A 21,226-nucleotide genomic window follows, 5' to 3' on the forward strand; every position below is an offset into this window, starting at 1 on the left:
ACGATCGCGTACAGCCAGACGTTGAGGGCGATCGTGGCCCCGAGCACGACCAGCCCGACGGCGGAGATGGCCAGCAGCCAGCGACTCAGCGAGCGGAACGGCACGGTGAGGTGCGGCGACGTCGCGACCGTCACGGCGGCGACGAGGGCGAGCCGTAGCGAGATCGCCCCGGTGGGCGGGCCGACGGCGACGAGGCCGTGCCAGGACACCGCGTCAGCCGTTCCGAGGAACACCTGCTCCACGAGGAGCACCAGCACGCCGGCGAGGGCCGTCGACAGCAGCGCGTCCCGCAGCACTGCCGGACGGCGGCGGGCCACGGTCGCGATGAGGAGCACGACGACCCAGAGCGACGCGACCCCGGTCAGCACCTGCCACAGCAGGTCGAGTGCGCGCGGCAGGCTCCGCGCGAGGTCGATGAGGGCATCCTCGACGTCGGACGGCGCGTCGGCGCGCCAGCCGAGGACGAGGATCGACAGCGAGGTCGCGACCAGGAGCAGCACGTCCGTCGGCCGGCGCGCGCGTTGAGCGTCAGGAGCGGAGGCGAACAGCCGCACCCGCCGGGGTCGCGGCCACAGCGGGGCAGCGACGACCGGGGGAAGTGCCACGAGGGTTCAGCGTAGTCATGAGACCGACCCCGCACACGCAGGGTCCATCGTCACGGGGCCGTGACGAAGACGTCGAACAGCTCCGGGTGGTGGGCGTGGACGAGCACCGCGAAGACCACGGCGTCGAAGAGCAGGTGCACCGTGAGCACGTACGTCAGGGATGCCGTCCGCGCGAACGTCAGGCCCTGGACCAGCGCGAACGGCAGGGTGAGCAGCGGCCCCCAGCTGCGGTAGCCGAGCTCCCACAGGAACGAGACGAAGACCACCGCCTGCAGCACGTTCGCCGGCCACAGCGCGAAGTGGCGCCGCAGCAGCGCGAAGACGGTGCAGATGAAGAACAGCTCGTCCCAGGTGCCGACCGCGGCCACCCCGACGAAGAGCCTGGCGATCTCGCCCGGCCCGTCGAGGTCCGGCCAGTTGGCCCAGACGCCGGAGGACAGGAAGTACCAGGGCAGCACGAGGTAGCCGGCCAGGACGACGGCGCCCAGGTACGTCCAGTGCACCCGCGTCCACGGTCGCCCGGCGCGCCACGGGAAGTGGATGGCGCTCCCCCCGAAGACGCGCCGCTCGAGCACGAACGGCACAGCGACCGCCGCGGAGAGCACGACGGCGAACCGGGCGACACCCGCGTTCGAGAGGTCGGCCGCGAGCGGGATGGTGCTGACGATGGTCATCCCCGTCGCGATGAGGAGCAGGTCCCGGCCCAGGTCGCGATCCAGCCGCCACGCCAGCGCGACCCCCGCCGCCATCGGGAGGTAGGCCAGCGGGCGCACGTGCACCGCGAAGAGGAGCACGGCCGCGCCGCACACGAGCCCCGCCGCGAGCAGTCTGCCGGCCTCGAGACGGGACGGCCGCGCGGCGGGAACCCGCTGACCGAGGAAGCCGTCCGCCACGGGCCCACCCTGCCCCACCCGCCCGCGTCGGGCCAGCTGCGGCGTCGGCATCGGGGTCTGCCGGAGGCTGGACACGAACCCGCCGCCGGGCGTAACGTCCCTCGCGGGCGCCCCGCGCGCCCCGCTGAGTCTGGGATTGTTACTGCGCGTCAGGCAAAACCCAAGCTGTGGTCGGTCAGGTCCGCAACGGATCGGGACGGGTCAGGGCTTGGGTTTTTTTGTGCCTCGACACCGGCCCGGGCCGCGCACATGATCCGTGGTCACCGAGGAGCAACCATGAACGACACCGTGCCCAGCCCGTTCCCCGACACCTTCCTGTGGGGCGGTGCGACGGCCGCCAACCAGCTCGAGGGCGCCTACGACCAGGACGGCAAGGGCCTGTCCATCCAGGACATCCTTCCCCAGGGCATCGTCGGCCCGGTCGCGGACGGGCCCACCCCGGACAACCTCAAGCTGGAGGGCATCGACTTCTACCACCGCTACGCGCAGGACATCGCGCTGTTCGCGGAGATGGGCTTCAAGGTCTTCCGCTTCTCCATCGCGTGGAGCCGGATCTTCCCGCGCGGCGACGAGGAGGCCCCGAACGAGGCGGGCCTGGCGTTCTACGACCGGGTGCTCGACGAGCTCGAGAAGCACGGGATCGAGCCACTGGTGACGATCTCGCACTACGAGACCCCCCTGCACCTGGCGCAGACCTACGACGGGTGGCGCAGCCGCGAGCTCATCGGGTTCTACGAGCGCTACGTGCGTGCGCTGTTCGCCCGCTACGGCACGCGCGTGCGGTACTGGCTGACCTTCAACGAGATCAACTCCACGCTGCACTTCCCCTTGATGGGCGCCGGCGTGCTCACCCCGAAGGAGCAGGTCTCCAAGGGCGAGCGCTACCAGGCCGCCCACTACGAGCTCGTGGCCAGCGCATCGGCGACGAGGATCGCGCACGAGATGATGCCGGACGCCAAGGTCGGCTGCATGGTCATCGCCGCCCCGTTCTACCCGTTGACGCCTGCCCCCGCCGACGTGTGGGCAGCGAAGCAGACCGAGCGTGACACCTACTTCTTCGGCGACATCCACGTCCGCGGCGAGTACCCGGGCTACGCGCTCCGGTACCTGCGCGAGCAGGGCATCGAGCTCGACATCACCGACGCGGACCGCGAGATCCTGACGAACACGGTCGACTTCGTCTCCTTCTCGTACTACATGAGCTTCTGCGAGACGGCCGACCCGGAGCAGAAGGCGGGCCAGGGCAACCTCCTGGGCGGGGTGCCGAACCCGCACCTGGCCTCGAGCGAGTGGGGCTGGCAGATCGACCCGGTGGGTCTGCGCATCATCGCCAACGACTTCTGGGACCGCTGGCAGAAGCCGCTGTTCGTCGTGGAGAACGGCCTGGGCGCCAAGGACCAGCTGGTCGAGGTCGACGGCGTCAAGACCGTCGTCGACGACTACCGGATCGCCTACATGAACGACCACCTCGTCCAGCTGGGCGAGGCGATCGCCGACGGCGTCGAGGTCCTCGGCTACACCATGTGGGGCCCGATCGACCTGGTCTCGGCCTCGACGGCTCAGCTGTCCAAGCGCTACGGCTTCATCTACGTCGACCGCAACGACGACGGCTCGGGCACGCTCGAGCGGTACAGGAAGAAGTCCTTCGCCTGGTACGCCGAGGTCATCCGCACCCACGGCGCCAGCCTGCGCCCGGCGCGGTAGCCGACCGGAGCCCAGCCGGTCACCCGTCGGCCGGGCTCCTGCTCCGCGCCGCGTCGAGGGCCGCGGTGCGGAGCAGGACACGTCGTCGGCCCACGTCCGGACCCGATGAGTCCCCTGCGCTCACACGTCAGCTCGGACGCACCAGGCCGAGGCCTCGAGCGCGAACGGCGCCGGCGGGAGGAGCTCCGCGCACCGCGACCTCAGTGCTCGTCGGTGGTCCTCCGGGAGCCCGGCGACGTAGACCCCCGGCGGGCCGACGCCCAGGGTGAAGGGACTCCACCACTCATCGAAGGTCGCGAACGGCACCGTGATCGAGAGCCACGACGCGTCGACCACCCCGAGACCCGCCGCGCGGAAGACGTCGACCAGGAGCGCGTCCTCCACACCCGCATACCCGACCTCGGGCCCGGCGGACGGGTCGACGTCGGCGACGGCACGGTAGAACGCGGTCAGCGGTCCGCCGCGGTCGCTCGCGTGGTCCCACACGTTGGCCGCGACCACCCCGCCGGGCCGGGTCACCCGACGCATCTCGGCGACACCCTCGGCGGGGTCGGACAGGAAGTGCACCACGAGCTGGGCCATGGTCACGTCGACCGAACCGTCTGCCAGTGGCAGCTGCTCGGCGACCCCGACGCGCGCGTCGACACCCGGGAGGCGCGCACGGACCGCCTCGACGAAGTGCGACGACGGGTCGATCGCGATGACGCACCTCACGCCGAGCCGGGCGACGAGCTCGGCGGTCAGCGGACCGGGCCCGCAACCGACGTCGAGCGCCACCTGGCCCGACCGGACCCCGGCCAGGTCCGCGAATCCCGCGGCCAGGTGCTCGGAGAACCGGCCCATGAACCGCCCGTACGCCGCGGCCGCGACGTCGAAGCTCATGGAGCACGGTAGTCCGCGTCCGGCGAACCGGCGCGAGGAAGATTCACCCGTCGCGCCTCGGCCTGCTGGCTGCCACCCGGCGGGGTGCGGCGCTACGGTCGTCGAAGGTTGAGCCGGGCGGGATCGGAGCGGGGGTCGCCATGGACGCTCGTGACCAGGCCTGGCGGACCCACGGGCTCGGCGCCCGCGCCGCGGACTGGCTCGATGCCACGCCGGACCTGTTCGTCTGCCTGGATGCCGACCTGCTCCTGCTGTACGCGAACCGGGCGTTCGAGACGACCACCGGACTGTCGTTCCCAGCCAGCACCGGCCGACCGCTGGTCGATCTGCGGCCCTTCGGCGAGGCGACCGATGGTGCGCTGCTGCTGATCGCCGCGGCGCGCGACGGCCGGGACGCGACCGAGGCGGAGCTCACCTGGCGGCCGCGTGGTGAGGCGTCCGCAGAGCTGCGCCACCAGCTGCAGGCGAGGGTGGAGCGCGCGGCGGACGGCACCGTGGCCCGGTACCTGCTCACCGCGCGCGACGTGACGCGGTTCCGAGAGACCGAGCAGTTCCTGCGGGACAGCCAGGCCGAGTTCCGCACGCTCGCGGACAACTCCCCCGACAACATCATCCGCTACGGGCTGGACGGGCGTGCCACGTACTGCAACCAGGAGATCGCGCAGCGGGTGAACACGACGGCCGGTCGCGTCGTCGGCAAGCTCCCCCTGGAGTCGGCGCCGCCCGGGATCACGGGTGTGGAGGAGTACGAGCGCGCTGTGTTCGAGGCGCTGCGCAGCGGGGCGCCCGGACGCGTGGACCTCACGGTGATCCAGCCGGACGGGGGCGTTGCCACCCACAGCGTCCTCATCCGGGGCGAGCGGGCTGCCGACGGCCGGATCACCGGGGCACTGGCCATCGGGCGCGACGTCAGCGACCTCGTCCAGGCACGCCAGGCGGCGGCCGAGCGGGAGCGCGAGTTCCGCAGCCTCGCCGAGAACGCAGGCGACCGGATCGTCCGGTGGGACACGAGCGCCCGCTTCGTGTACGCCAACCCACGCATGCTCGACGTGCTCGGCCTGCCCGCAGAGCAGGTCTCCGGGCGGACGACGACGGAGGTCGGCGCGGGTCGGTTCGGGTTGGTGGCGGCCGCCGTCGATCGCGTCATCGCCGGCGGACCCGCGGAGCTGGTCGAGCAGCGGTTCGTCGATCGTCACGACTCGCTCGAGCACATCCATCAGGTGCTGTGCGTCGCGGAGCACGACGCCCGGGGCGACCTGGTCAGCGTGCTGGGTGTGGGCAGGGACATCACCGAGGCCGTCCGGCAGCGGGAGGAGCTGGAGCGGATCGCGCACACCGACCTCCTGACGGGTCTGCCCAACAGCCAGGCGCTCTTCGACCGGGCGCCGGCGATGATCGAGGCGGCGCGCCGCTGGGGACGGCGGGTCGGTGTCCTCCTGCTCGACCTCGACGGCTTCAAGGCGGTCAACGACACCGTGGGGCACGCCGGTGGCGACCAGGTCCTGCGCGCCGTCGCCGAGCGGGTGCGCGCGCACATGCGCTCCTACGACCTGTTCGTCCGCCTGGGGGGCGACGAGTTCGTCATCGTCGTCGGTGACATCGACGCCTCCGAGCACCTGGCAGCCGTCGCCGAGAAGGTGCTGCGCACCCTGAACGAGCTTCCCGGTCTGCCCCTCGGCCGGGGCACCCGCGTCGGTGCCAGCATCGGCGTGGCGGTCTACCCCGAGGACGGCGCCACCATCGAGACGCTGGTGGCGCACGCCGACGTGGCGATGTACCAGGCCAAGCACGCGGGGCGCGGCCGGGTCGAGTACTTCCGCGAGGAGCTCGGAGCGGCGCTGCAGCGACGCGCGGCGATCGAGAGAGCCCTGGTGGGGCCGGGCCTGGCCGACCAGCTGGCGCTGCACGTCCAGCCGGTGTTCCGCATCGGCCCCGAGCAGCGGCTCGCCGGCGGCGAGGCGCTGCTGCGCTGGCGCCACCCCGAGCTCGGTGACGTCCTGCCGGACGAGTTCATCCCGGTCGCGGAGGAGACCGGAGCCATCGTGCCGATCGGTCGATGGGTGCTGCGGGAGGCGACGACCGCCGCGGCGCGATGGAACCGCCGACGCCCGCCGGAGAGCGAGCCCCTCGTGGTCGCCGTCAACCTCTCCACCCGGCAGTTCGTGCTGGACGACGTCGCGCTCGCCGTCGACGAGGAGCTGGAGTCCGCCGGCTGCGACCCGCGGTGGCTCGCTCTCGAGATCACCGAGAGCCTGCTCCTGGAGGACAGCAGCAGCGTGCAGGGCACCCTCCGCCACCTCAGGGCGCGCGGGGTCCGGATCGCCATCGACGACTTCGGGACCGGCTACTCCGCGCTGCACTACCTCACGCGGTTCCCCATCGACGTCCTCAAGATCGACCGGCGCTTCGTCCAGGGTGTGGGTGCGGCGCCCGAGCACGACGAGCTCGTCAAGGCTTTGGTGGTCCTGTCCCGCACGCTCGGGCTCACCGTGGTCGCCGAGGGCATCGAGACGAGGGAGCAGCTCGACTTCCTGGTGACCCAGCGGTGCGAGCTCGGGCAGGGCTACCTGCTCGGCAGGCCGGTGCCCGTGAGCCGCTTCGAGGCCGAGCACGATCTCGGGCGGCTCCTGGGTGGACCGAGATGACGTGTTCCCCTCGCGCGCGTCGAGCTCGTGGCTCCGTGCGGCACCACGCCACGGCCCCGGCAAGTCCGTCGACCTCCGGACCGCGAGATCCAGGTGGCGACCCGAGTGAGGCGGCGCGAGCGGCCGCCAGGGCTATGGTCGAAACATGACCCTCACGGACATCGGCCCCAGCCCCCAGTCCTTCGACCTGGAGGCCGCAACCCTCGAGAACACGAGCTACCGCGCCGTCGCCTGGAGCGGCAGGTACCTGCAGGTCACCCTCATGTCGATCCCGGCAGGGGGCGACATCGGGCTGGAGATGCACCCCGACACCGACCAGTTCATCCGCCTCGACGGCGGCCGAGGCCGCGCCCAGATGGGACCGGCCGAGGACGAGCTGACCTTCGACCAGCAGGTCGAGGACGGCTGGTGCGTGCTCGTCCCGGCCGGCAGCTGGCACAACATCACCAACACCGGCTCAGAGCCGATGCAGGTGTACACGGTCTATGCCCCAGCGCACCACCAGCCGGGCAAGGTCCAGGCGACCAGGTCCATCGCCGACGCCGACACCGACGACGAGCCCGCCGCGTGGTCGGTGCAGCCCGCCGGGGCCAGCGACCAGCACGCCTGAAGGGCCCGGCACCGGGTCGTGCCCGGTCGGACCGATCGCGGACCCGCACGGAACAGGGCTGCGCTACAGGGTCGTGTCCGCACCGCCGTCGGTCTGGCGGCTGGTGGTCCCTCCGTGCCACTCGGGGAGCATCAGTGCCGCATCGTCCTTGAGCGTTCCACCGGTCGCCGCCAGGAAGGCTCGCGAGAGGCTCACCGCGAATCGTCCAAGCCGCCATTACCCAGGCACGCCAGCAGGCCACCGACACGGCGAGCCAGCCAGCGTGGACCAACCCCGACGACCTCATGTTCACAACCGAGTCCGGCAAGCCTCTCGACCCCTCGAACACCCGACGAGCCCTCGCCCGCATCGGGCGCAAGATCGGGCTGCCGGGCCTGCACCCGCACGCGCTGCGCCACGCCACCGCGTCCCTGCTATCGAACGCCGGCGTCCGCCTCGAGGACATCGCCGACACCCTCGGCCACAAGTCGATCACCGTCACAGCCGGCGTCTACCGCCACAACATCAGCCCGACCAGGACGGGGCACCTCACGCTCGAGATCTGACAGGGAGGCCCCCTCTTCGCGGACCGCGACCCGTCGGGTCGTCTTCGGAGTGCCCAGTCCTGGTCGTGAGTCCGATCCGACGCGCAATCGCCTCGGCACCGTCAATGCTTGCCGCGGCGGAGACCGCCGCCGGCAGCGGCGCAGGCGCGTGCATTGCTGCCCGACCGCGGTGATCACGTCGCCCTCCTCCAGCACTACATCTGGGGGCGCCAGGTTCGCGACCTTGCAATCCACGTCGCGTCGGGCGCCTGCACAAGGATGCCGTCGGCAAACGCTGCGACCGCCGAGACGACTTCGGCAAAGCCGACCGGCAGATCCTCGCTCTGGCGTCCGAGGCTCCGCCGGTAGGCGGCCCAGGAGCCGGCGCGCGAGGTGGCCAGCGCACCGACCGAGGCGCTCAGGGGTGCGAGGGCGACCTCACGATGGGCTGCGGTGGCATCGATCGCCTGCCGGACGGCGGCCCGGTCGAGGTCGTGGGCTCCGGTGATCGAGTAGATGTCGGCGTAGTCGCGCACCCGGGTGTTGGCCGCGCCGAGTTCGAGGGCCGTGACGATCTTCTCGGCCAGCACCGTCTCGATCGGGTACCCGAGCACGGCTACGGGCGCCATGCTCGGGCGAAGGGCGGGTAGCAGGATCGTGCGCGGTGGCGGGGTCACCGGGTCGCCGAAGCTCACGTCGAGCCGCAGCGTGATGCTCGCTGTGGCGATCCGCGCCTCCATGGACACCCGCACGCCTGCATACAGCGACTCCTCGCGGATCGCCTGAGCCTTGACCGTGCCGGTTAGGAACACCACGCCGTCATCGCCGGGAAGCGCGGCGATCTCGGCGACACGTGCCGCCACCGCGTCCAGGTCGTTGGACAGGTTCCGAGCCAGGGTGTCGGCGTCAACGGTCGGGCGACGCTGGCCGAAGGCCGCGAGCAGCATCCCGCCCTTGAGCACGAAGTCCTCGGCGTAGGCGGACTCCGCCAGTCGCGCGAGCCACCGCTCGACGACGTACAGCGTCAACAGCTCCTGGGTACCGCGGCCCTCGCGACGCGCCCGGTTCTGCAGATCCAGGTAGGCGCGCCCGGCACCATCACCCCGCGTGGGTCGGCTCACGACGCGCTCGCCACATCCAGGGCTCGGGCCACCGGCCCCGCAGCGTCCAACCGCTCTGCGTACTCCAGCAGCCGGCCCGGGCGCGCCCCACGCAGCCGCAGGTAGCGGTGCAGCGCGCCGAAGGCGACCGGCTCCCCCAGTCGGTGGCGCAGGCGAATCAGGTCGACCACCGTGCGCGCTGGGTCATAGATCCGCACCTGCTCACCGGGTGCGGCATCGACATGCGACAGGCCCAGCTCGAACGTGTGCTCCTCGAAGCGGAACACCGACGTCGGCGGGTAGGTGATCTTCGGCGGATGCGCACGCGCCACAACGGCGATCTGCACCGCCACCGGGAGTTCATCGGTCAACCCATGGACCGCGGCCGCAGAGATGCAGCACACGATCGCCCGCGGCGCCCGGTAGGCGACGGCCAGCAGGTCCGGCCACGACACGGCAGCAGCGTCGGCCCGACGGAACACCCCGCGCGACAGCTCGATCACGGTCCCGCTGTCCCGCCAGGCATACAGGTCACGCGGATGCACCCCATACGAGCGCGCCGTGCCCGTCGTGAAGGTGTCGGGCAACGTGAGCAAGGACGACGACATGGATACAATCCTTACAGACGCAATTCACTAGTGCAAGGAATCTATCCTGCCGCCCGCGCCGTCGGCGGGTCTGCGCCGGGGGCGTTGCCTGGACCCTCTCGCTGTGTCGCGGGCCGAGTGGGCAGCAGTGCCCGGTGGTGATCGTGCAACGATGCCGTGATGGCAGGGGTGGGGTCCGACGATGTCCAGCAGCTGCGGCGGGAGCTGGACGCGCTGCGGGCTGAGAACGCGCGACTGGCGCGTCTGCTCGATCTGCGGGGCGAGGTCACTCCCCCACCCGAGCAGCCCGCTGCCCCGTTGACGCGGCCGGGACCGGTCACCCTTGGGTCGTCTCCGGCGGACAAGCTCGCGCTGTACCGGACCTTCTTCCGCGCGCGAGGCGACGTCTACGCGCTGCGATGGGAGAACCAGCGCGCTGGAACCGCAGGCTGGATGCCCGCCGTCGCGGGTGGCTGGCGCAAGGGTATGGACCGCTCCTTGGTCACCCACCTTCCCCTGACCGACGAGGTCATCGCCGCCCACCTGGTCGGCGATGTCTTCATCGGTCTGTACCCGCTCCTGGCGGACAGCACCTGCTCGTTCCTGGCCGCGGACTTCGACGGCTCCGGAGCCATGCTCGACGCCCTCGCGTACGTCAAGGCGGCCCGGGCGGCCGGGGTCCCGGCCGCCCTCGAGATCTCCCAGTCCGGCCGTGGCGCCCACACCTGGGTGTTCTTCACCGAGCCGATCCCCGCCGCCATCGCCAGGGCGCTGGGCACCGCGATCCTGCGCGAGGCGATCGCGTTGCGTGGGGAGATGGACCTTCGGTCCTACGACCGGCTCTTCCCGAGCCAAGACGTCCTGCCAGACGGCGGCTTGGGCAACCTGATCGCCGCGCCGCTGCAGGGGCGACGTCGCAAGGACGGGCTGTCCCTCTTCCTCGACCTGGCGACCCTCGAACCGTGGGACGACCAGTGGGCGTTCCTCTCCACCCAGGACAGGCTCAGCCCCAGCGAGGCCCGTCGCGTCGCGCGCACTGCCCGAAAGGTCCTCGTGGGTAGCGAGGTCACCACCGTTGAGCGACCACGGGCGACCAAGGTGAGACCACAGCTGCCGCCCGTCGTTCACGCGAGCCTGGGGGCGGGCTTCGTCCTTCGGGCAGCCGAGCTGACCCCGGCGACCCTTGCCGCGTTCAAGCACGCGGCCTCCATGGCCAATCCGAAGTTCCACGAGCTGCAGCGACTGCGCAGGTCCACCTGGGACACACCCCGATTCGTCCGGGGCTACGACATCACGCTCGACGGCGACCTGGTCCTTCCCCGCGGACTACGCCACCTTGTGGCCGACATCGTGGCCGGCGCAGGGACACGACTCGAGGTCTCCGACGCACGCGACTTCGGCCACGAGATCGATGTCACCTTCCGGGCCGAGCTCCGTGAGCGTCAGTCACGAGCCGTCAACACCATGCTCGCCCACGACGACGGGATCCTCGTCGCCCCGCCCGGGGCTGGAAAGACCGTGATGGCCTGCTCGATCATCGCCGAACGAGCGGTCTCGACACTGGTGCTGGTGGACCGCAAGGCCCTGGCAGAGCAGTGGCGCACCCGGATCACCGAGCTGCTCGGCACCAAGCCCGGCCAGGTCGGCGGCGGTCGCACCAAGCTCACCGGCGAGGTGGACATCGCGATGCTCCCGACCCTAGCCCGACGCGAGGACATCGAGGCCCTGACCACCGGCTACGGCCAGGTGATCGTCGACGAGTGCCACCACCTCGCGGCCGGCGCCTACGACCACAGCGTCAAACGGATCCGCGCCCAGCTGTGGCTCGGCCTGACCGCGACACCCCGACGACGCGACGGCCTGGACGACCTGGTCCGCTGGCAGCTCGGCCCGATCCGCCACACGCTCACCGAGACAGACACCGGCACCCTGGAGGACGTCGCCGCCGACCTCTCGGGCCCGGGGCGCGAGCTCCACCTGCACCAGACCTCGTTCCGCTACGACGGGACGGCCGACCCCAACGCACCCGGCGGCATGGCCGAGATCTACCGGACGATGATCGAAGACGAACCGCGCAACCACACCATCATCGAAGACGTGCGCGAGGCACTGGGCCGCCGACGCAACTGCCTGGTCCTGACCCGGCGCACCGCCCACCTGGAGAACCTCGTCGCCACCCTCGCTGCCCACGGCCATCAGGCCATCGTGCTTCGCGGAGGCATCTCCGCCGCGGAGCGCCGAGCCGCCATGGCCCAGCTCGCGACGACGGAGGCAGGGGCCGGGGTGCTGGTGATCGGCACCGTGCCGTACATCGGGGAGGGCTTCGATGCACCCGCACTGGACACCCTGTTCCTCGCCTCGCCGATCGCGTTCGACGGGCTCCTCGTCCAGTGCGCGGGGCGCGTGCTCCGCACCTTCCCCGGCAAGGACATCGCCGAGGTCCACGACTACCACGACCCGGCCACGCCAGCACTGGCCGCATCGCTCCAGCGACGCATGCCCGGCTATCGCGCACTCGGATTCACTCAACGCTAGCCACGACGATCCACACGCAGCGGGTGATCGACCCCTTGACGCGTCCAAGGGAGCACGAGCCCCTCCTCCCCCAGCGCCGTCGCGGCCCTACGCAGGGCCTCGCGCCGGTGCCAGCCGTCAGCGTCCGCCAGGGTCCGCGCGACTCAGGGTCCAGGAGTTAGGGTCCAGGAGTTAGGGTCCAGCAAGATCACCCAGAGAGGTCAGGGCCCTGCCGACGATGATCGACAAGGCCCTGACCTGCAGTGATACACGTCGGGATGACAGGATTTGAACCTGCGACCCCTTGACCCCCAGTCAAGTGCGCTACCAAGCTGCGCCACATCCCGTGCCGGCTCAACGAGCCTCGGACACTTTACCGCACGCCCCCGGTCCCCTCCGCACACCGTCCGCCGACTGTGCGGGGCGCCCACGTCAGACCACTGCCGAGCTCGACTCCCCCGCCCTGGCCTCGCCGCGCACGCGCCGCGCCCGGGCCTGCGCCTGGTGGATCTGGTCCAGCTCCGCCGTGACGAGCCCGAGCACGGCGAGATCGAGCAGCAACCCGAAAACGGCCGACCACTCGTCGAGCCGGAAGACGAAGACCTGCGTGACGAGCAGGCTGATGACGACGGCGCGCCGGAACAGCAGGTAGCCGCGCAGACGGTCCGCGCGGACGACGACGAGCCCGGCGACGGCCGTGCCCGTCGAGGCGAGCGCACCCGAGAGCAACCCGGCCACCACCCACCACGCCGCGTCGGTCCCGGCGATCCACGCGCCCAGCCCGCGCACCACCCCGCCCAGCGTGATGAGCACGAGCACCGCGACCGTGGCCAGCGGGACCCAGCGCGCCGTGACGATCCGCGCCGTGGCGCGCACCACCGCCGCGCTGACGATGTCGATGATGTTGGGCACCTCGGCCGCGTCGTCGTCGACCGCCCGCAGCACGGCGCCGACCTCGGCCGCGCCGCGCACGTCCCCCGCGGCGGCGAGCAGCTCCTGCGCCTGGGCCCGCGCGCGCGGCGTGAACCCGCCGGCCAACCCCGCGACCGCCTGGTCCGCCGCGCCGGCGAGGTACTCCACGGGGTGGTGCGGCCGGCGGCCGTGCAGTGCCTCGGCGAGCAGGAGGAGCACCACGACGACGAGGTAGACGAGGAATGCCGTCGGTTCGTAGAAGTAGTCGTTGTCCGCCGTGACGAACTTGCCGATCTCGTCGATGAAGAGGCCGAAGCCGACCCCGCCGACGACGGCGCCGAGCGGCCGGGCCACGGGCCCGGCGAAGGACAGCAGCACCACGAGCGACAGCGCCATGAGCAGGCCGCCCCACAGCACGTGCGCGACGTGCAGCGCACCGCCGCCGAGCTGCGGGAAGCCGGTTGCGGCGAGGAGGCCACGGGTGAGGATGACCGTCGTCATCGTCGCGACGAGGAACCCCGCCAGGTGCGAGGACGCCGCGGGGTCGCGCGGCAGCCCCCACCGCAGCAGGGGGCTACGCGCCGGCGCCGTGCCCGTGCTCACCGCCGACGCTTCTCCCGCACCCGCACCGAGATCGAGATCGGGGAGCCGTCGAAGCCGAAGGTCTCGCGCAGGCGACGCTCGATGTAGCGGCGGTAGCCGGCCTCGAGGAACCCGGTGGCGAAGATGACGAACCGCGGCGGGCGCGTGTCCGCCTGCGTCGCGAAGAGGATGCGCGGCTGCTTGCCACCGCGCAACGGGTGCGGGTGGGCCGCGACCAGCTCGCCGAGGAAGGCGTTGAGCCGGCCGGTGGGGATCCGCATGTCCCACGACGCGAGGGACTTCTCGATCGCCGGGACCAGCTTGTCCCGGTGCCAGCCGGTCTTGGCGGAGATGTTGACCCGCGGCGCCCACTGGACCTGGACCAGGTCCTGCTCGATCTCGCGCTCGAGGTACGGGCGGCGGTCCTCGTCCATGAGGTCCCACTTGTTGTACGCGATGACGAGCGCCCGCCCGGCCTCGACCACCTGGGAGATGACGCGCGTGTCCTGCTCCGTCATCGGCACGCTCGCGTCGACGAGGACCACGGCGACCTCGGCCTTCTCGATCGCGGCCTGCGTGCGCAGCGATGCGTAGAAGTCCGCACCGGTGGTCTGGTGCACACGGCGGCGGATGCCGGCGGTGTCGACGAACCAGTACGGCTTGCCGCCCAGCTCGACGAGCTCGTCGACCGGGTCGCGCGTGGTACCGGCGACGGAGTCGACCACGACGCGCTCGGTGCCGAGCACCACGTTGAGCAGGCTCGACTTGCCGACGTTGGGCCGGCCGACGAGCGCGACCCGCCGGGGCCCGGCCTCGCGCAGCGCGCCGCCCTGGGCGGAGACCGCCGGCAGCTCGGCGGTCATGGCGTCCAGCAGGTCGCCGATCCCGCGTCCGTGCAGCGCGGACACCGGGTGCGGCTGGCCGAGGCCGAGGCTCCACAGGTCGGCGGCATCCGACTCGGCGCGCGGGCCGTCGACCTTGTTGGCCGCCAGCACCACGGGCTTGCCGGACTTGCGGAGCAGCTTGACGACGGCCTCGTCGGTGGACGTGGGACCCACGGTCGCGTCGACCACGAACATCACGACGTCGGCGAGCTCGATGGCGATCTCGGCCTGCTCGGCGACGCGCGCGTGGATCCCTGCCACGTCGACCTCCCAGCCGCCGGTGTCGACGAGCGTGAAGGAGCGGCCGGCCCACTCGGCCGGGTAGGAGACCCGGTCCCTCGTGACGCCGGGCTTGTCCTCGACGACTGCCTCGCGGCGGCCGAGGACACGGTTGACCAGGGTCGACTTGCCGACGTTGGGGCGCCCGACGACGGCGAGCACCGGCAGGGGCCCGCGAGGGGCCGACTCGGCACCCTCGGGCAGCTCCCCGTCCAGCAGCTCGAGGTCGCCCTCCTCGAGCTCGTACTCCTCCAGCCCTGCCCTCAGGGCCTGCTCACGGGCGAGGTCGTCGTCGATCGGTGCGTCGGTCATGGGGTCCATCCTCCCCTGCCGGACGCCTCAGCGACGAACCGGCCCCGGCAGGGCGGTCCCGTGCCGCTCCGCCGCGCCCGCGACGTGGTCCGCCAGCGCCGTCCGCAGCACGTCCGCGGCATGCTCCACGGCGGCCTTGCCGCTCAGCCCGCCGCGCTCGACGACCACGGGATCGCCGAACTCCACCACGAGCCGACGGCGCGGCCCCGGCACGTGACGCACCGACTCCCCCGTCCGCCGGGTGCCGAGCACCGCGACGGGCACCACGGGCGCGCCGGAGGTCACGGCGAGCCACGCGACACCGCCACGGGCGTCGGACACGTCGCCCCGGCCGCGGTTGCCCTCGGGGAAGATGCCGACGGCGCCGCCGCGGCGCAGCACACCGAGCGCCGCCGCGAGGGCCGACCGCCCGCCCGCGCGGTCGACCGGGATCTGGCCGGCGGCGCGCAGCACCACGCCCGTCCAGCCGTCGAACATCTCCTGCTTGACCAGCAGGTGCGTCCCGCGCGGCGCCGCGCCGTGCACCAGGGGCCCGTCGACGACGCCGAGATGGTTGGCGGCCAGGATGACCGGACCCGTGCGCGGCACGCGGTCCGCCCCGACGATCTCGGTGTCCCACACCACCCGCGCGAGGAACCGGCCCACCCAGCGCGACCAGCGCGGGCCGGCGGGGCCGGGGCCCGCGGGCCCGCTCCGCGCCGGACCGCTCCGGGGCGCACGCCTCACGGCTGCTGCCCGGTCTCCCGCCGCACGACGGCGAGCACGGCCTCGACGGTCTGCTCGAGGTCCAGGTCGGACGAGTCCACCGTGACGACGCCGTCCGCGGCGGTCCGGAACTCGACCACCGTCGAGTCCTGGGCATCGCGGCGGACCACCTGGTCGCGCGTGGCCGCGACGGCGGCGGCATCGGCGGTGCCGTGCAGCTCGCGTGCGCGGCGGGCGAGGCGAGCCTCCTCCGACGCGGTGAGCAGCACGCGGACGTCGGCGTCGGGCGCGATGACGGTCGTGATGTCACGGCCCTCGACCACCACGCCCCGGCCCTCGCTGAAGCCGCCAGGCCCGCGCTCGACCTCGACGACCGCGCGCTGCCGGGCCCCGAGGTCGGCACGCACGTCGAGGTTGGTCGCGACGTGGGAGACCACCGCGGAGATCCCCCCAGCCCGGATCGCCCTGCCGACATCCCTGCCGTGCACCGCGAACGACGGCGCGCGCGGGTTGAGGTCCAGCTCGAGGACCATCGCGTGCACGGTGGCGCTCACCGCGGCGCCGTCGGTCAGGTCGACACCCTGATCGAGGCACCACCAGGTCGCCGCCCGGTACATCGCTCCGGTGTCGAGGTAGGCCAGGCCGAGGCGGGCCGCGACCTGGCGGCACACGCTGGACTTGCCGGAGCCGGAGGGGCCGTCGACCGCGACCACCAGCGGCCCGCGCTGCGCGCTCATCCCGCCACCCGCCAGCCCCGGGCGGTGAGCTCGTGCTCCAGGCGCCCGCCGAGCCCGCGGAGCACGGACAGGGCGGCGAGACCGACGGCCTGGGCGGGTGCGTGCTCGATGGCCAGCTCCTCGAGGTTGATGCCTGCGGTGCCCATGTCACCGAGCAGCCGGGCGAGCTCGCCGGGCTGGTCGGGCACCAGGACGGTGACGACGTCGTAGGCGCGGCGGGCGCCGCCGTGCTTGCCGGGGATCCGCGCGACCCCCGCGTTCCCGGCGGCGATCGCGCCGGCGATCGCGCCCAGCGCGCCCCCGGCGACCTGCTCGGCGTGCGCGGCCTCGTCCGCCTGCTCGAGCGCCGCCACGATCGTGTCGAGGTCGTCGCGCAGCGCACGGAGCACGGGGCCGACGGCGCCGGCGTTCGCCGCGAGGATCGAGGTCCACAGCGCGGGGTCGCTCGCCGCGATACGCGTGACGTCGCGCAGCCCCTGGCCGGCCAGGTCGAGCGCGGCAGGGTCGGCCGAGCGGAGCCGGGCAGCGACGAGCGACGCGGCGATCTGCGGCACGTGCGAGACGAGCGCGACGGCGTCGTCGTGCACGCGCGCGTCGAGCAGCACCGGCGTGGCCCCGACGTCCGTCGCGAGCGTGCGCACGGTCAGGACGGCCTCGGGGGTGCTCTCGCGGTTGCCCGCGACCACCCACGGCCGGCCGACGAAGAGGTCGGGCCGGGCCGCCGTCGGGCCCGAGCGCTCCGAGCCCGCCATGGGGTGCGAGCCGACGTACCGGCGCAGGTCTCCGCCACCGGCACGCACCGCGTCGAGCACGGCGGACTTGACGCTCGCGACGTCGGTCACGACGGCGTGCGGGTTCGCCGCGAGCTCCGCCAGCACGACGTCGGCCGTGACGTCGGGCGGAGCGGCGACGACGACGAGCAGCGGCTCGCCATCGTCCGGCGCGGGCAACCGTCCCGCGCCGACGTCGCGGGCCAGCAGCACGGTGGTCCGCGACGGGTCGGCAAGGACCACATCGACGCCGCCGGCACGCAACGCCATGCCCACGCTCGCGCCGAGCAGCCCGGTGCCGACCACCCGGACCGGCCCGCGCGTGGCCGCGGGGTGACCCACCGCCCCGGGCAGCGCTGACCGAGCGGCCGCCGCGTTCACTGCGCCAGGTCCCGGCGCAGCACCGTCGCGCCGTGCAGGTACACGTGGCGCACCTCGGCACGGGGCACGTCCATCTCCGCGTGCGCCATGAGGCGCACCACGCGGGGCAGGGCGGTGGGGACGTCGATCTCGACCGAGCACATCAACGGCACGTCACCCATGCCCATCTCGCGCGCCGCCGCGGCCGGGAAGTCGCTGCGCAGGTCCGGGGTGCACGTGAAGAGGATCGAGATGAGCGCGTCCGTGCTCAGCGCGTTGGCCTCGAGGACGGTCCGGACCAGCTCGGCCGTGCGCTCGAAGAGGTGCTCGCGATCATCGGAGTCGAGCTGGGTCGCCCCCCGGATCGCGCGCACGCTCACAGATCCACCGCCGCCATGAGCGAGCCCAGCTCGGTGCGACCCAGCACGCGGGTGCGGCCCGGCCGCAGGTCGCCGAGGCGCACGGGGCCGATCTGGGTGCGGACCAGCCGGGTCACCGGGTGGCCCATCTGGTCGAACATGCGGCGCACCACGCGGTTGCGCCCCTCGTGCAGCACCACCTCGACCATGCTCGCGCCGCCCGAGGCATCGATGAGGGTGTACTCGTCCACCTTGACCGGGCCGTCGTCGAGCTCGATCCCGTTGCGCAGCGCCACCCCGACGGCGGGCTTGACGCGACCCTCGAGTGTGGCGAGGTACCGCTTGGGCACCCCGTGCGACGGGTGGGACAGGCGGTTGGCCAGCTCGCCGTCGTTGGTGAGCAGCAGCAGGCCCTCGGTCTCGGCATCGAGGCGCCCGACGTGGAACAGCCGCTCGGTCCGGTCCGTGACGAACTGGTCGAGGCACGGCCGGCCGTTGGGGTCGTGCAGCGTCGAGACCACGCCCAACGGCTTGTTGAGGGCGAGGGTGACCATCGAGGTGTCGAGCTGGACGCGCAGGTCGTCGACGTGCAGCACGGCCGTGCCCGGGTCCACGCGCACGCCGAGTTCCCGGACGACGATCCCGTCGACCTTGACGCGGCCGGAGGTGATGATCTGCTCGCACGCGCGCCGCGAGCCCAGGCCGGCGCTCGCCAGCACCTTCTGCAGGCGCACGCCGTCCGGGTCGTGCACGTCGCGCTGGGTCGTTCGGTTCATGAGGAGTTCCCGTCCACGAGGTCGAGCGAGGCGATGTCAGGCAGGTGCGGGGCCAGCGGGGGCAGCTCGTCGAGGCTGCCCATCCCCATCCGCTCGAGGAAGTACGACGTCGTGCCGAAGAGCACCGCGCCGCTGGGTTCCGTGCCCAGCTCGGCGACGAGCCCGCGTGCCGCGAGGGTGCGCACCACGGAGTCGACGTTCACGCCGCGCACGGCCGAGACCTGCCCGCGCGTGACCGGCTGACGATAGGCGATGACGGCCAGCGTCTCCAGCGCGGCCTGCGTCAGACGCGCGCTCTGCCCGTCCAGGACGAAGCGTCCGACGACGTCCGCGTGCGCCGGCGCGGAGTAGAAGCGCCAGCCCCCGGCGACCTGGCGCAGCGCGAAGCCGCGCGGTCGCGGGCCGGCGGCGTACTCGGCGGCGAGCTCGGTGAGCAGTGCCTCCACCTGGCCGGTGGGAAGGCCGAGGACGGTGGCGAGCTGGACCGCTGCCACCGGCTCGTCCGCCACCATGAGGACGGCCTCCAGCGCCGCGGCGGCGCCCCCGGGCAGGTCGGCGACGTCGAAGGCGAGCTCGTCGACGGCGATCGGCGGCTCGCCGCCGGGTGACGTGACCGCGGGCGGCGCGTCGTCGGGCGACCCGGTCGTCGTCGCCGTGACGTCCGGCCGCGGGTCCGTCGGCTGCTCGCTCATGCGGGTCCTCCCTGGCCGTAGTCGTCCGTCACGTCGATGTCGCCATCGTGCCCGCCGGTCCAGCGCACCGTGAGCTCGCCGAGCGGGCCGGCCTGGTCGAAGGCCACCACGGCCTCGCGGAACAGCTCGAGCAGCGCGAGGAAGCGCACCACCACGACGAGCGTGGAGCCGGCGTCGGCCACCAGCGCGCGGAACGACGCGCCCCCGCTGCGGCGCAGCCGGTCGACGAGCACGGCCGCCTGCTCGCGCACGCTCACCACGGGGGCGTAGACGTGCCCGAGGTCGACGTGCGGCGTGGCCCGAGGTGCCAGCGCGCGCGCAGCGAGGAGCGCGAGCTCCGCCGGGCCGATGGCCAGCACGAGCTCCGGCAGCAACGCAGCCAGCTGCGGCTCGAGGGTGACCGACCGCGGCACGCTGCGCGCCTGCTGGCCCAGTCGCTCGGCCAGCCCGGCCGCGACCTCCTTGTACGCCCGGTACTGCAGCAGCCGCGCGAAGAGCAGGTCGCGTGCCTCGAGGGCCTCGAGGTCCTCGGCGTCCTCGACGTCGCCGGACGGCAGCAGCCGGGCGGCCTTGAGGTCGAGCAGCGTCGCCGCCACCACGAGGAACTCGCTGATCCGGCCCAGCTCCCACGGCTCGTCCGCGGACTCCGCGGCCCGCACGGCCGCGATGAACTCGTCGGTCACCTGCGCCAGCGCGACCTCGGTGATGTCGAGCTTGTGCTTGGTGATGAGTCCGAGCAGCAGGTCGAACGGTCCGCTGAAGTTCGTCAGGTGGACCTCGAAGGGGCCAGGACCCGGACGTGCGGGTGCCGGCCCGGCGAGGACGACCTCAGGCGGCATCGCCGCGAGCCACCAGCTCGCGGGCGAGCTGGAGGTAGGCCAGGGCCCCGGGGTGGTTCGGCGCGTAGGTCGTGATCGGCTCCGCCGCGACCGAGGAGTCGGGGAACTTCACGGTGCGGCCGATGACCGTGTGCAGCAGCTGGTCGCCGAACGCCTCGTGGACGCGGGCGATGACCTCGCGCGAGTGCAGGGTGCGCGGGTCGTACATGGTCGCCAGGATGCCGTCGACCTCCAGGCGGGGGTTGAGCCGGTCGCGGACCTTCTCGACCGTCTCGATGAGCAGCGCGACGCCGCGCAGCGCGAAGAACTCGCACTCCAGCGGGATGAGGACGCCGTGCGCAGCCGTCAGGGCGTTGACCGTGAGCAGGCCGAGCGAGGGCTGGCAGTCCACGAGGATGACGTCGTAGAGGTCCTCGGCGGGGCGCAGCACACGCGACAGGATCGACTCGCGGGCCACCTCGCCGACCAGCTGGACCTCGGCGGCGGACAGGTCGATGTTCGCCGGGAGCAGGTCGACGTTCTCGACGCCGGTGGGCCGGATGACGTCGCCGATGACGGCGTTGCGCTCCATGAGGAGGTTGTAGACGGTGCGGTCCAGCTCGTGCGGGCTGAAGCCCAGGCCCACGGACGCGGCGCCCTGCGGGTCGAAGTCGACCACGAGCACCCGCCGGCCGTAGCCGGCCAGCGCCGCCGCCAGGTTGATGGTCGTCGTGGTCTTGCCGACGCCACCCTTCTGGTTGCACAGGGCGATCACCCTGGCGGGGCCGTGGGCCGCGAGCGGCGCCGGGTCGGCGAACTGGGGCAGGGGGCGTCCGGCGGGGTCCGTGGGGGGCGTCGCGGGCACCTTGTCCTGGCTGGTCACGGGCCCGAGGTTACCGCAGCGCGCGCGACGGACGCCCGAGGATCACCGGCGGCGGGCCCGTGCCCGATGGGGACGCGGGCTTCGAGCACATCG

Annotated in this window: 21 protein-coding genes and 1 tRNA gene; 5 read left to right on the forward strand and 17 right to left on the reverse strand. The window is 72.7% G+C overall.

The window, feature by feature from the left end; genetic code table 11:
- Both PKY62_RS06390 and PKY62_RS06395 read right to left on the reverse strand, forming a co-directional pair.
- Window positions 1-605: hypothetical protein (locus PKY62_RS06390; protein WP_324535877.1), on the reverse strand; the 605-nt coding region annotated here is incomplete at its 3' end.
- 50 nt (window positions 606-655) lie between these two features.
- Entirely contained in the window at window positions 656-1,549 is an 894-nt protein-coding gene (locus PKY62_RS06395; protein ID WP_324535878.1) for a CPBP family intramembrane glutamic endopeptidase, read from the reverse strand.
- Between the two features lie 225 nt (window positions 1,550-1,774).
- Between PKY62_RS06395 and PKY62_RS06400 the strand changes: the two genes are divergently transcribed.
- Window positions 1,775-3,202 carry a glycoside hydrolase family 1 protein gene (locus PKY62_RS06400; RefSeq protein WP_324535879.1) on the forward strand — a complete coding sequence of 476 codons (1,428 nt, stop codon included), beginning with the start codon at window positions 1,775-1,777 and terminating at the stop codon, window positions 3,200-3,202.
- Between the two features lie 120 nt (window positions 3,203-3,322).
- Here PKY62_RS06400 and PKY62_RS06405 read toward each other — a convergent pair whose 3' ends face one another.
- Complete coding sequence (locus PKY62_RS06405; RefSeq protein ID WP_324535880.1) at window positions 3,323-4,084, reverse strand: class I SAM-dependent methyltransferase; 762 nt, start codon at window positions 4,082-4,084, stop codon at window positions 3,323-3,325.
- Window positions 4,085-4,224: 140 nt separating this feature from the next.
- Between PKY62_RS06405 and PKY62_RS06410 the strand changes: the two genes are divergently transcribed.
- Together PKY62_RS06410 and PKY62_RS06415 are read left to right on the forward strand one after the other, a co-directional pair.
- Window positions 4,225-6,729, forward strand: a complete 2,505-nt coding sequence (locus PKY62_RS06410; protein WP_324535881.1) for a sensor domain-containing protein — start codon at window positions 4,225-4,227, stop codon at window positions 6,727-6,729.
- A gap of 145 nt (window positions 6,730-6,874) precedes the next feature.
- Window positions 6,875-7,339, forward strand: a complete 465-nt coding sequence (locus tag PKY62_RS06415) for a cupin domain-containing protein (RefSeq protein ID WP_324535882.1) — start codon at window positions 6,875-6,877, stop codon at window positions 7,337-7,339.
- A 63-nt stretch (window positions 7,340-7,402) separates the two neighbouring features.
- Here the strand turns inward: PKY62_RS06415 and PKY62_RS06420 are convergent, their stop codons facing one another.
- A complete protein-coding gene (locus tag PKY62_RS06420) occupies window positions 7,403-7,534 on the reverse strand; it encodes a hypothetical protein (RefSeq protein ID WP_324535883.1) in 132 nt (43 codons plus the stop codon).
- A 20-nt stretch (window positions 7,535-7,554) separates the two neighbouring features.
- Here PKY62_RS06420 and PKY62_RS06425 point away from each other — a divergent pair, with 20 nt between their 5' ends.
- Entirely contained in the window at window positions 7,555-7,884 is a 330-nt protein-coding gene (locus tag PKY62_RS06425; RefSeq protein ID WP_324535897.1) for a tyrosine-type recombinase/integrase, read from the forward strand.
- A 194-nt stretch (window positions 7,885-8,078) separates the two neighbouring features.
- Here the strand turns inward: PKY62_RS06425 and PKY62_RS06430 are convergent, their stop codons facing one another.
- Both PKY62_RS06430 and PKY62_RS06435 read right to left on the reverse strand, forming a co-directional pair.
- On the reverse strand, window positions 8,079-8,984 hold the full coding sequence (locus PKY62_RS06430; RefSeq protein WP_324535884.1) for a nucleotidyl transferase AbiEii/AbiGii toxin family protein: 906 nt from the start codon (window positions 8,982-8,984) through the stop codon (window positions 8,079-8,081).
- Window positions 8,981-9,571, reverse strand: coding sequence for a type IV toxin-antitoxin system AbiEi family antitoxin domain-containing protein (locus PKY62_RS06435; RefSeq protein WP_324535885.1), 591 nt, complete (start codon window positions 9,569-9,571; stop codon window positions 8,981-8,983). The genes PKY62_RS06430 and PKY62_RS06435 overlap by 4 nt, the downstream gene beginning before the upstream one ends.
- Before the next feature lie 159 nt (window positions 9,572-9,730).
- Here PKY62_RS06435 and PKY62_RS06440 point away from each other — a divergent pair, with 159 nt between their 5' ends.
- Window positions 9,731-12,085 (forward strand): TOTE conflict system archaeo-eukaryotic primase domain-containing protein, encoded by a 2,355-nt coding sequence (locus tag PKY62_RS06440; RefSeq protein ID WP_324535886.1) that lies wholly within the window; start codon window positions 9,731-9,733, stop codon window positions 12,083-12,085.
- Between the two features lie 252 nt (window positions 12,086-12,337).
- On the opposite strand, the gene PKY62_RS06445 is transcribed toward PKY62_RS06440, so the two are convergent.
- From PKY62_RS06445 to PKY62_RS06495, 11 genes are all read right to left on the reverse strand, one after another.
- Window positions 12,338-12,411, reverse strand: a tRNA-Pro gene (locus PKY62_RS06445).
- Between the two features lie 85 nt (window positions 12,412-12,496).
- Window positions 12,497-13,579: a hypothetical protein gene (locus PKY62_RS06450; protein ID WP_324535887.1), complete on the reverse strand. Its 1,083-nt coding sequence runs from the start codon at window positions 13,577-13,579 to the stop codon at window positions 12,497-12,499.
- Window positions 13,576-15,033 carry a ribosome biogenesis GTPase Der gene (gene der, locus PKY62_RS06455; RefSeq protein WP_324535888.1) on the reverse strand — a complete coding sequence of 486 codons (1,458 nt, stop codon included), beginning with the start codon at window positions 15,031-15,033 and terminating at the stop codon, window positions 13,576-13,578. Before der ends, PKY62_RS06450 begins: the two co-directional genes overlap by 4 nt.
- Window positions 15,034-15,060: 27 nt before the next feature.
- Complete coding sequence (locus tag PKY62_RS06460) at window positions 15,061-15,678, reverse strand: lysophospholipid acyltransferase family protein (RefSeq protein WP_324535889.1); 618 nt, start codon at window positions 15,676-15,678, stop codon at window positions 15,061-15,063.
- Window positions 15,679-15,755: 77 nt separating this feature from the next.
- On the reverse strand, window positions 15,756-16,475 hold the full coding sequence (gene cmk / locus PKY62_RS06465) for a (d)CMP kinase (RefSeq protein ID WP_324535890.1): 720 nt from the start codon (window positions 16,473-16,475) through the stop codon (window positions 15,756-15,758).
- Window positions 16,472-17,515 carry a prephenate dehydrogenase gene (locus tag PKY62_RS06470; protein WP_502875804.1) on the reverse strand — a complete coding sequence of 348 codons (1,044 nt, stop codon included), beginning with the start codon at window positions 17,513-17,515 and terminating at the stop codon, window positions 16,472-16,474. Before PKY62_RS06470 ends, cmk begins: the two co-directional genes overlap by 4 nt.
- A 107-nt stretch (window positions 17,516-17,622) precedes the next feature.
- Complete coding sequence (gene aroH, locus PKY62_RS06475) at window positions 17,623-17,979, reverse strand: chorismate mutase (RefSeq protein ID WP_324535892.1); 357 nt, start codon at window positions 17,977-17,979, stop codon at window positions 17,623-17,625.
- 2 nt (window positions 17,980-17,981) lie between these two features.
- On the reverse strand, window positions 17,982-18,740 hold the full coding sequence (locus PKY62_RS06480; protein WP_324535893.1) for a pseudouridine synthase: 759 nt from the start codon (window positions 18,738-18,740) through the stop codon (window positions 17,982-17,984).
- Window positions 18,737-19,432 (reverse strand): SMC-Scp complex subunit ScpB, encoded by a 696-nt coding sequence (gene scpB / locus PKY62_RS06485; RefSeq protein ID WP_324535894.1) that lies wholly within the window; start codon window positions 19,430-19,432, stop codon window positions 18,737-18,739. Before scpB ends, PKY62_RS06480 begins: the two co-directional genes overlap by 4 nt.
- The gene (locus tag PKY62_RS06490; RefSeq protein ID WP_324535895.1) at window positions 19,429-20,271 is read right to left on the reverse strand and encodes a segregation and condensation protein A; all 843 of its coding nucleotides are present in this window, start codon (window positions 20,269-20,271) and stop codon (window positions 19,429-19,431) included. The genes scpB and PKY62_RS06490 overlap by 4 nt, the downstream gene beginning before the upstream one ends.
- Window positions 20,261-21,133 carry a ParA family protein gene (locus PKY62_RS06495; protein ID WP_324535896.1) on the reverse strand — a complete coding sequence of 291 codons (873 nt, stop codon included), beginning with the start codon at window positions 21,131-21,133 and terminating at the stop codon, window positions 20,261-20,263. The genes PKY62_RS06490 and PKY62_RS06495 overlap by 11 nt, the downstream gene beginning before the upstream one ends.
- Window positions 21,134-21,226 lie beyond the last annotated feature (93 nt).

The organism is Actinotalea sp., from assembly GCF_035443605.1.
Taxonomy (GTDB): Bacteria; Actinomycetota; Actinomycetes; order Actinomycetales; family Cellulomonadaceae; genus Actinotalea.